The organism is Candidatus Acidiferrales bacterium, from assembly GCA_036514995.1.
In the GTDB taxonomy this organism is placed as follows: domain Bacteria; phylum Acidobacteriota; class Terriglobia; order Acidiferrales; family DATBWB01; genus DATBWB01.
Genome location: DATBWB010000011.1, coordinates 1 through 8,563, shown reverse-complemented (window position 1 = coordinate 8,563; position 8,563 = coordinate 1). Strand labels below are relative to the sequence as shown.

Sequence of the window (8,563 nt, the reverse complement as noted above, 5' to 3'; positions counted from 1 at the left end):
GAGAAGAAGCTATGAAAAATGACGCCCTCCATTCCGCCATCACACTCCTGCTGCAAATCATCGATGAGGCGTATGACAGAAGGACCTGGCATGGCCCCAATTTGAAGGGATCTCTGCGGGGAGTGACGGCCAAAGACGCGGTCTGGAGACCCGCGCCGGGCCGGCACAATATCCGGGAAGTTGTTCTCCACGCGGCCTACTGGAAATATGTTGTCCGCCGTAAATTACGTGGAGAGGCTCGAGGGTCTTTTGCTATCCGGGGAAGCAACTGGTTTGGTCGCCCGGAGTCGTTGACCGAGGAAGAGTGGCGTCACGAGCGAGCCCTGCTCAACGAGGAACATCGGAGACTGCGGGAGGCCGTTGTCGGCCTGCTGCATGCAAGAGCGCGCAAGATACCCACCTCGATGATTTTCGGCGTCGCCTTCCACGACGTTTACCATGCGGGCCAGATTCGATTGCTCAGACGGCTTCGGGCAAAAGCCAAACGTGGTTGAGACCGGTGGCGGACCTCACTGCGTTTGGGCGCGGAGGCTTTTGTGCGGCCATGGAATCCTTCGCGGATGGCACGGAGGGTATTCTCGAGCGATTCCTTGGGCACCGACTGGACGTAGCCTTTGATGAGCCACTCGAGGCCACGGGGGATTGCTCGACTCAGGCTCACCGCCTCGCAGTTCACTACGACTCCCCCATCCTTTTGCTCGAATCGCCAGTAGGAATTGAGCCGCCAGAGAAAACCGCTGTCTCTGCCCTGGGGTTTCTCCTGCTCCCGGGAAGTGCCGGGGTTTTCTAACTGGGCGATCTTCGTCCCATGGCTCTTGCTGGATACGCGGAGGGGCCCGTGGAGCCGGTACTCCACCAGGTGCTCCGAGTTGTAGTAAACGGTGATGATCTTCTTTCGCCTTAGCCTCAAGAAGATTTTGAAAACATCTCCCTGGCGGGCGAGAAGGCGGGATTCTTCTACTTCCTCAAAATACTTCGCGTGCCGGGCATAGTCCTGAATCCATTTCAAGAGGTCCGGCAGATCCACGCCGGGCAGAAAGATAGTGCCCAGCCAGTGATGGATTATCCCGTCCGGAACAGTGATGGGCTTGCCTTCGCCAATCCGCGTCTGCATCTTGTAGAGGAAGACACCGCCGGCAGTGAGGGTCTGGCGGCACCGAGCCGCCTCCGAAGGGGGCAGGAAATCCTGCACCAGGAATCGCTCGTTCGACTCGAGCTCCAAGGCGATACGCTTTTCGGTCAGGCGCTCGTATTCCTCCCACGCTTTCAATGTCTCGGGTTTGAGCTCCGCCGCCGGGATGAGCTGGGCGGCTGCGATTCGCGCGCCAAGAAGGCCCGCCAGAAAAACCGCCGGAATCATTCTTCGTGGGATTCCTATCATCGCTGATCCGTGCCCGGGCGCTGCTGATGGCGCCCGACCGTTCACTTCAGGGCGAGCGCCACCCGGCACCGTTCTCTTGCTCCTTCACGAGATCCGCTCCGCCCGGTAGAGAGCGAGAGTATTCTTGGCTGCGGACGTGATCAGCATCAGGCCCATGCCAACGATCCCGATGACTCCGGCCACGTCAAACAAGCGGTAGGGTTCCCCTTGAATGCGCACGACGGGACGGAAGAACAGCGCGAGATTGCCGATCGCAATGAGGATGCGCGCCTCGGTCGGACCCAATTTCGCAATGGAGAGCCGGAAGATGCCGAGCGTGTAGGTCGCCAGATAGACCTCGATGGAGAGCATAAAGTAGGCGATGAGCAGACCCAGGGCGACCCCCTCGCCCATATAGCCGGAAAGGGCGAGCCCGCCAACCAGGAAAAGCGTCCCGAAGGCATCCACCACGTGATCCACATAGAAGCCATAGCGAGGTCGCTGTTGGTTGCGCACGCGCGCCAGCGTGCCGTCAAGACTGTCGCCGAACCAGTTGACTGCCAACCAGAAGATGACCAGAAGCAGCCCGAACCGGTTCCACCGGGCCAGCCAGTAGGAAAGACCGGCCATGAGCAGCGCCACCAGCCCAAGCATCGTCAGGTGGTCGGAATGGACCCATGGCGGCATGCGGTGAGCCAACCAGATGAGACATCTCTTTTCGATGGCAGACAGAAGACTCAACTGAGCCCGGGACGCATCCTGGAAGATCGGTTTTTCCATTGCTGCCCATCCTCGTTCGAAATCGGGTTCACGGCCGGCGGGAGGATTCTAGCCGCGGGACAGCAGGAACCGCAAGTCTTCGGATGGCCGGGTGCCCCATCCTTGCGGAGCAAGGGGGGGAGTTCCTGGATCAATCCACCGGAATCTGGCAGCAGGTTTCGCGAGCTTGCTTGGCCAGCGCTGGATCGCTCATCGCCGCCAGAGCGCGCTCCACGACGGCGGTCAAATGCTTGCCACAGCACTTGCCCGCAGGGTTGGTGACGTGGCAGAGCTTTCCGGTACGCGCCCGCGTGTAGTTCTTGATGTCTTCGAGTGAGGTGCAGCAGCGCTTGACCTGAATCTCTTCGACGATTTGCTCCTCGGTGACATTCATGCAGTAGCAGACCGGCACGGGCGGGCCGGCGGCCTTGATCCCAACCAGCGTGTGAATCTCCTCCTGGGTGAAATAGACCCGGTGGCCGTTGTGGAAATAGACCACCGGGCACACCGGCGCAGAACAGAAGTAGAAGCCGTCCTGCCAGGCCCAGCGCCAGTGGTCGGGACGCAGGTGGTTGCCCAGGGTGACCTGCTTGACCTTGTGGCCGGCGGTGGCGGAGACCGGGCACAACTCGGTGGGCTTCCCGGCTTCGAGCCAGCCCGACGCCGCATCGAGCAGGCTGCCGCCGGCAGTTTGCACTTTCTCCGTAGATGTCATCGCCATCTCATTCCGGGCACGCAGGGTTCGCATTTCACGCTGGCGGCTATGTCCCCGCGACCAGCAGCTTCTCGAGCTTTGCCTGATCGAAGCCTACTACCGCCTCGCCGTCGATCACGGTCACGGGCGTGGTCATGTAGCCCAGCTTTTCCAGTTCGGCCAGCGCGGTTTCATCGGTGGCGATGTTGCGGTCGGCAAACTCGATGTTGTTCTGGGAAAGAAACTCTTTCACCTTGCCGCAGAACATTCAACCGGGTTGGCTAAACACCACTACTTTTTTTGCCATCATCGCTCTCCGTTTACGCCTTTTTCACGTACTTGCCCAGCGACACTTCCGCGAGATGGGCGATGGTTCCTGCCCCGACCAATACGAACAGGAACCGGACTGGGTTCATTGGCACGAGATGGAATTCAGCGAGCAGCACGTAGGCAGCGCCAAGCAGGCAGAGCGGCCCCGTCGCATAGCAATGCAGGCGGCCACAGCGGGCAGCATTCACTACACAGGCGACACCCGCCACTGCCAGGGCCGGAGTCCACAACCACACCCGCGCTTCCGACCAAAAGAAACCGACCGCCAACAACACGCCGGGTAAGTACCAAACCGTCCACGCTATGTTGGTCCCAACCAAGTCGTTGCGTGCGCAGCTTTCCCTCATTTTAGGTCGCCTTACTGGAGCGTGTTCAAACCGGGGATCATAAACCGCGCCGTTTCCCCAGCGTAACCGGAGTTAGTTGGGCTTGGGCAGTTGAGCGCGGAAGCCGGGATTGTTCCGGTTGAAGGCAGCGACCATTTTCTCGGGCGTAGTTTTCTTTGGGTCGTACTGCGCCTCCACGTTGCCGCTCTTCCAATCCACTTTGGCCGCTTTTACGCCCTCCACCTTCAGCAGCCCCTGCTTTACCATTCCCGCACATCCGTCGCACGTCATCCCACTGACCCTCAACGCGCACTGGGTTAATTGCAGCTTCGTAGCTGCGGGAGTTGAAGGCGCAGCTTCCTTTTTTTGCTCGCTGAGTCCCCAGCCCACAACCAGCAGCAACGTCAAAAGCACGAAGAAAACCTTCCTTTTCATGATTACCCCCTCCTTACGCAAGATTCTTCCCCCCGGGTCTCAAACAGAGCAACAGTTTTCCGTCCGGCCCGCCGCCGGAGCAGCGGGAGTGGCGAGCTTGCGGCTGAAGTTTTCAAACGCGACCAGAGCCTTGTGCGCCCAGGCTTCGCCCACGCAGCCGCCCATGGCCATCGTGACGTTGAGGATCTCTGCCGCTTCTTCCCGTGTGGCGCCCGCGTTCACCGCCTTCTCCGCATACATCCGGATGCACGGTTCGCATTTCACGCTGGCGGCGATGGCCAGCGCCACGAGCAGCTTGTGCTTTCCGGGTACCCCGCCGTCGGCGTAGGCGACGTCCCGGATGCGAGCGAGGGCGCTCGGGAATCTCCGGTGTGAGTTCTTTGAGATTAACCGCCACTATGTCCATTGTCCATCTCCCTAGAGTTTTCGGGCCTTGTAGCCAAGCTTTTCGACCGCAGCAATGAGCTGCTCGATGCTGGTCTTTGCGGGATCGTAGCTGACGCGAGCTTTCTTCTCGTCGAAGCTGACCTGGGCAGACGCCACGCCGGTCACATCGGCAAGGGAGCTGCGCACCGAAGAAGCACAGCCTTCGCAGAACATTCCGTCAATCTTCAGCTCCACCGTGGCAGCGGCGCTAGCGCCGGGATTCGTGAGGGCAGCCTTTGCCGGAGACAACTTGCCGTAATAGACCGGAAAGAGGGCGAGGAGCGCCACCGCGAGGGTTACCACCCAGAGCGCAGGCTTTGCCCAGCGGCTGACGTTGGGGGTAGCGCAGACTTCGCCTTCGCACTGTACGCGCGGCTTGCGATAGACGAAGTAGAAGCCGGCGGCCAGAAGGACTCCCGTCAGAGTCAAGAAATAGGGCCGAAGAGCTTCGAATCTTGCTCCCACGGCGACGGCAGTCGCTCCCAGCCCGACCAGCAGAATCGGTCCGATGCAACAAGCCGAAGCAAACAGAGCCGCCAATATCGAGCCGGCAAAAACAGTCCGTTCTTTCATGGTTTCCCCCTCACAAATTCTTGAGAACCTGGGCCAGCGCGCCCTTCAGTTCGCGCAGCGCCTTATCTCCTTTGCCTCCGCGCACGCAGTCAGCGACGCAGGTTTCCATATGGTTTTCGAGCAGCCGGGCGGTGGCTTGGTTGAGGGCCGAGCGCACGGCAGAAAGCTGGATGAGCAGGTCTTCGCAACTGGCGTGCTCGGCCAGCATGCGCTTGACCCCGCGTATGTGGCCCTCGATGCGGCTCAAACGATCCTGGAGGTCCTTTTCGACCTCGGGATCCAGATAAACCTCCGGCAGGGAAGTCGTGGCCGTTTTCCGCATTTCCCCTCCTGGGGGATAGGATGTCATAGGCTTCCTTTTGGTTTCAGCCTCGGGCCCGCTTTTCTTGGCAGCAGGAAGGCGAGAGGAAGCTGGTCCGGAAGCTTCGGGATTATCCCGACGAAGTTGGGAAGTATCCCGGCACCTGCGAACATCATCCGGTCTTACCGGCTCCGGCGAGAAAGCCTTGCCGTGGGAGACCTCGATGCTGCCGAGCCACGTGACGGGCTGGGCGGCACCTACTCGAGCGTCGGGCGAGCAAAATGGGGCCGAGAGATACTCATATTTAAAGGCTCTTGAAGGGAAGATATGTGTGGTGGGCTTATGTCGTGCTGATTTATGTGCGTCTGGGTGAAAAAGATCCGGCCTTCGAATGCGCGCAAAAGGCCTATCAGGAGCACTCGGGCTTGCTGGCCTGTCTGAACGTGGCGCCCCGGGTCGGAGACGCGCTTCCAGGAGCGATGCGGCGCGTCGGCCTCCGGTCCTAAGAGGTGGGAGGCACAGAATGCGCCCCGTGCGCCCCGATTTTGACGGGGGAGGCTCGTGCTCCGCTACTTCTTAAGGTTGTCCCACTTCTCCTTCTCCGAGGGGGGTTCGGCGCTGCCGCCCAGGTACCTGGCGAGGAACTGCTCAGCCGCAGCGTAGAACTTCAGCCGGTTCTCCGGCCGGGCGAAGCCGTGGCCCTCGTCCGGAAAGACAACGTACTCGACCGGCTTGTTGTTCTTGCGCATGGCGGCGACGATCTGGTCGCTTTCGGCCTGCTTGACGCGCGGGTCGTTGGCGCCCTGCCCGATCAGCAGCGGGGCCTTGATCTGGTCGGCTTTGAACAGCGGCGAGCGCGACTTCAGGAACTCCTCCTCGGTCTCTACCTTGCCCACGCGTTTGTCGAACAGCGACTTGATCGGCACCCAGTAAGGCGGAATGGATTTGATCAACGTGACGATGTTCGACGGGCCGACGATGTCCACCCCGCAGGCGAACTCATCGGGCGTAAACGTGACGCCGACCAGCGTGGCGTAGCCGCCGTAACTGCCGCCCATGATGCAGACCTTCTTCGCATCGGCGTAGCCCTGCTTGACGGCCCAGTTTTTGCCGTCAATCAGGTCGTCGTGCATCTTGCCTGCCCACTCGCGGTCGCCGGCGTTGACAAACGTCTTGCCGTAACCGGTGGAGCCGCGGAAGTTGATCTGGAGCACGGCGTAGCCGCGGTTGGCCAGCCACTGCGCCTCGGGGTCAAAGCCCCAGACGTCGCGACCCCACGGCCCGCCGTGAACGTTCAGCACCATCGGCAGGCCCTTGGACTCCACGCCAACCGGAACTGTCACGTAGCCATGGATGGTAATGCCGTCGCGCGCGGTGAACGAGATAGGCTTCATTTCGGCGAGCTTGTACAGCTCAAGCTTGGGCCGGTTGCTGAAAAGCAAGGTGGCTTTCTTCGTGGCACGGTCGTAGGCGTAGTAATAGACGGGTGCGTCGTCTTCGATGTAAGTCACGAGCCACGTTTTCTCGTCAAGGTCGCGGCTGGCGATGGCGAAGTCGCCGTCACGGACCTTGCCGATAGCATCGAAATCGGCCTGGAGGGATTTGTCGATAACCGTCCACTCGCGGCGCGCCCGGACGAACTCCACCGCTTCGAGCTTTTTGGTCTTGGGGTGGACCATTGCGGCGGCGCAGTCGTACTGCGGGTCTTCCGCGATAACTGTGCTTTTCCCGGTGGCAAGGTCCACTTCCAGCAGCCGCGCCGCGTTGGCGCCCACGCTGGAGATGAGCCGGACACCCTTGTTGTCCGGGGTGAAGCCGTACACGCCGCCGAAGGTCTCGTCGGCGCTCCAGCGCTGGAACTCACGCCAGGGGGCCTTGGGGTTGTCGCGGATGCGGATGATGGTGCCGCCATCGGGCGCAAACACCTGGGCGGCGCGCACCTGGAAATCATTGTCGGCCGTCCAGTCGGCGACATCACCCGGATTCTGGGTGTCGAGATCCAGGGCGCCGGTTTTCAGGTTGAGGCGATAGACGTCGTGCAAGCGGCGGTCGCGGACATTCAGGCCGACCAGGATCTGGTCGGGAAACTTGTAGTCGCGTGCGACGAGCTGGGCCTGGACGCCGTCGAAGGCAGTCAGGTCGCGCGTCATCTTGGTGGTCAGGTTGGTCTGGTAGAGGTGCCAGTTCTCGTCGCCGTCCTTGTCCTGGATGTAGAGGATGTGCTCGCCGTCGTACTGCCAGGTGAAGAAGCGGATGCCGCGCTTCTTGTCGGCGGTGACCACCTGGTCATCTGTCTGGCCGACGGTGCGCACCCAAACGTTCAGCACGCCCTTGTCCGGGGCCAGGTAGGCCAGCTTGGTGCCGTCGGCCGAAATCTGCGGGCTGGCTTTTTCCGGGTTGCCGAACAATACTTCGCGCGGGATGAGCGGTGTCTGCTGGGCAAGCGCTGGTAAAGCCAGGCTCAATAAGAAAGCCAGCGCGACGCCGTGAACGATCCATAGCCGAGAAAATTTACGCATCCTTAATCCTCCAACTGAACCTGCGGATGATTGGGCGGACGACTGAAGAGAATAGGGCAGGCAATAGCCTTCCTCCTATTCTACAAATGGATTACGTGCCTGGCCTGCAAAAAGTTTCACGATGTACGGGCAACTGCAATTCCAAAGCAGGGGCGCCCGCCGCGGCGGGCCTTGCGCCCCTGCATCTTCGAAACGACGCCAGCCGGCCTGTGCCTGGCGCGTAACTAGCCGCCTGTGCGCGGAGGACTTGCTTCCCCGGCCCTGTGCTATGCTCAGCGCGTCCCGAAGCTTCGGGACGAGGCTCGTGGACGCGGCATTTGCGATTCTGATCACCCTGGTTTTCCTGCAGAGCCTTTACGCGTTGTGGGAAGGGTTCCGCTTCCTCGCTTACGCGCGGAAAAGGCTCGGCACGGAGACGGGTTTCTATGCGCCGCGGGTGACCGTCTTCTGTCCCTGCAAGGGATTGGAGCCCGGCCTCGAGGAAAACCTTCTCGCGCTTCTCCGCCAGGACTACCACGACTACGAAGTCGTCTTTGCCATTTCCGCCAGCACCGACGCGGTGCGGAACCTGCTCGACCGGCTGGTGGCGCAGTTTCCGGCTCGCCCCGATTCTATCGGGGCGAGGGCGCGACTGGCGGTGGCCGGGCGGCCGGAAAATCGCGGCGAAAAGGTGAACAATCTGTTGGCTGCGCTCGAGATCGCCGACGCCAATACCGAGGTGTTTGTCTTTACCGACTCCGACGGACGCCCCCCGCGCCACTGGCTTCAGCGGCTGGTCGGAGCGCTGCACGACCGGCGCTGGGCGGCGGTGACCACGTTTCGCTGGCTTCTGCCCGGCTC

The 8,563-nt window shown here is 61.2% G+C and carries 13 protein-coding genes; 3 read left to right on the top strand and 10 right to left on the bottom strand.

What is annotated here, in order from left to right; genetic code table 11:
• Positions 1–494 (top strand): DinB family protein (locus VIH17_00645; protein ID HEY4681740.1); only part of this gene is annotated, 494 nt, incomplete at its 5' end.
• Here VIH17_00645 and VIH17_00640 read toward each other — a convergent pair.
• The 9 genes from VIH17_00640 to VIH17_00600 all read right to left on the bottom strand — a co-directional run bounded on the left by VIH17_00640 (position 434) and on the right by VIH17_00600 (position 5,225).
• Complete coding sequence (locus tag VIH17_00640; GenBank protein ID HEY4681739.1) at positions 434–1,360, bottom strand: hypothetical protein; 927 nt, start codon at positions 1,358–1,360, stop codon at positions 434–436. The two genes, VIH17_00645 and VIH17_00640, sit on opposite strands and share 61 nt — an antisense overlap.
• A gap of 105 nt (positions 1,361–1,465) precedes the next feature.
• Positions 1,466–2,140, bottom strand: coding sequence for a CDP-alcohol phosphatidyltransferase family protein (locus tag VIH17_00635; GenBank protein ID HEY4681738.1), 675 nt, complete (start codon positions 2,138–2,140; stop codon positions 1,466–1,468).
• Positions 2,141–2,270: 130 nt separating this feature from the next.
• A complete protein-coding gene (locus VIH17_00630; protein HEY4681737.1) occupies positions 2,271–2,834 on the bottom strand; it encodes a (2Fe-2S)-binding protein in 564 nt (187 codons plus the stop codon).
• A 46-nt stretch (positions 2,835–2,880) separates the two neighbouring features.
• On the bottom strand, positions 2,881–3,081 hold the full coding sequence (locus VIH17_00625) for a glutaredoxin family protein (protein HEY4681736.1): 201 nt from the start codon (positions 3,079–3,081) through the stop codon (positions 2,881–2,883).
• A gap of 52 nt (positions 3,082–3,133) precedes the next feature.
• Positions 3,134–3,490 carry a hypothetical protein gene (locus tag VIH17_00620; protein ID HEY4681735.1) on the bottom strand — a complete coding sequence of 119 codons (357 nt, stop codon included), beginning with the start codon at positions 3,488–3,490 and terminating at the stop codon, positions 3,134–3,136.
• Between the two features lie 72 nt (positions 3,491–3,562).
• On the bottom strand, positions 3,563–3,904 hold the full coding sequence (locus VIH17_00615) for a heavy-metal-associated domain-containing protein (GenBank protein ID HEY4681734.1): 342 nt from the start codon (positions 3,902–3,904) through the stop codon (positions 3,563–3,565).
• 39 nt (positions 3,905–3,943) lie between these two features.
• Positions 3,944–4,291, bottom strand: coding sequence for a carboxymuconolactone decarboxylase family protein (locus VIH17_00610; protein HEY4681733.1), 348 nt, complete (start codon positions 4,289–4,291; stop codon positions 3,944–3,946).
• Positions 4,292–4,321: 30 nt separating this feature from the next.
• Entirely contained in the window at positions 4,322–4,903 is a 582-nt protein-coding gene (locus tag VIH17_00605) for a mercuric transporter MerT family protein (GenBank protein HEY4681732.1), read from the bottom strand.
• Between the two features lie 10 nt (positions 4,904–4,913).
• Complete coding sequence (locus VIH17_00600) at positions 4,914–5,225, bottom strand: metal-sensitive transcriptional regulator (GenBank protein HEY4681731.1); 312 nt, start codon at positions 5,223–5,225, stop codon at positions 4,914–4,916.
• A gap of 308 nt (positions 5,226–5,533) precedes the next feature.
• Here VIH17_00600 and VIH17_00595 point away from each other — a divergent pair, with 308 nt between their 5' ends.
• A complete protein-coding gene (locus tag VIH17_00595) occupies positions 5,534–5,710 on the top strand; it encodes a hypothetical protein (GenBank protein ID HEY4681730.1) in 177 nt (58 codons plus the stop codon).
• Between the two features lie 63 nt (positions 5,711–5,773).
• Here the strand turns inward: VIH17_00595 and VIH17_00590 are convergent, their stop codons facing one another.
• Positions 5,774–7,723, bottom strand: a complete 1,950-nt coding sequence (locus VIH17_00590; GenBank protein HEY4681729.1) for a S9 family peptidase — start codon at positions 7,721–7,723, stop codon at positions 5,774–5,776.
• 304 nt (positions 7,724–8,027) lie between these two features.
• Here VIH17_00590 and VIH17_00585 point away from each other — a divergent pair.
• On the top strand, positions 8,028–8,563 hold a 536-nt coding region (locus tag VIH17_00585), incomplete at its 3' end, for a glycosyltransferase (GenBank protein ID HEY4681728.1).

Bases quoted from the DNA above. Each gene is read 5' to 3' on its own strand.
- VIH17_00625 (HEY4681736.1), bottom strand. From the start codon at position 3,081: ATGTTCTGCGGCAAGGTGAAAGAGTTTCTTTCCCAGAACAACATCGAG.
- VIH17_00620 (HEY4681735.1), bottom strand. From the start codon at position 3,490: ATGAGGGAAAGCTGCGCACGCAACGACTTGGTTGGGACCAACATAGCG.
- VIH17_00600 (HEY4681731.1), bottom strand. From the start codon at position 5,225: ATGCGGAAAACGGCCACGACTTCCCTGCCGGAGGTTTATCTGGATCCC.
- VIH17_00640 (HEY4681739.1), bottom strand. From the start codon at position 1,360: ATGATTCCGGCGGTTTTTCTGGCGGGCCTTCTTGGCGCGCGAATCGCA.
- VIH17_00615 (HEY4681734.1), bottom strand. From the start codon at position 3,904: ATGAAAAGGAAGGTTTTCTTCGTGCTTTTGACGTTGCTGCTGGTTGTG.
- VIH17_00590 (HEY4681729.1), bottom strand. From the start codon at position 7,723: ATGCGTAAATTTTCTCGGCTATGGATCGTTCACGGCGTCGCGCTGGCT.
- VIH17_00630 (HEY4681737.1), bottom strand. From the start codon at position 2,834: ATGACATCTACGGAGAAAGTGCAAACTGCCGGCGGCAGCCTGCTCGAT.
- VIH17_00635 (HEY4681738.1), bottom strand. From the start codon at position 2,140: ATGGAAAAACCGATCTTCCAGGATGCGTCCCGGGCTCAGTTGAGTCTT.
- VIH17_00605 (HEY4681732.1), bottom strand. From the start codon at position 4,903: ATGAAAGAACGGACTGTTTTTGCCGGCTCGATATTGGCGGCTCTGTTT.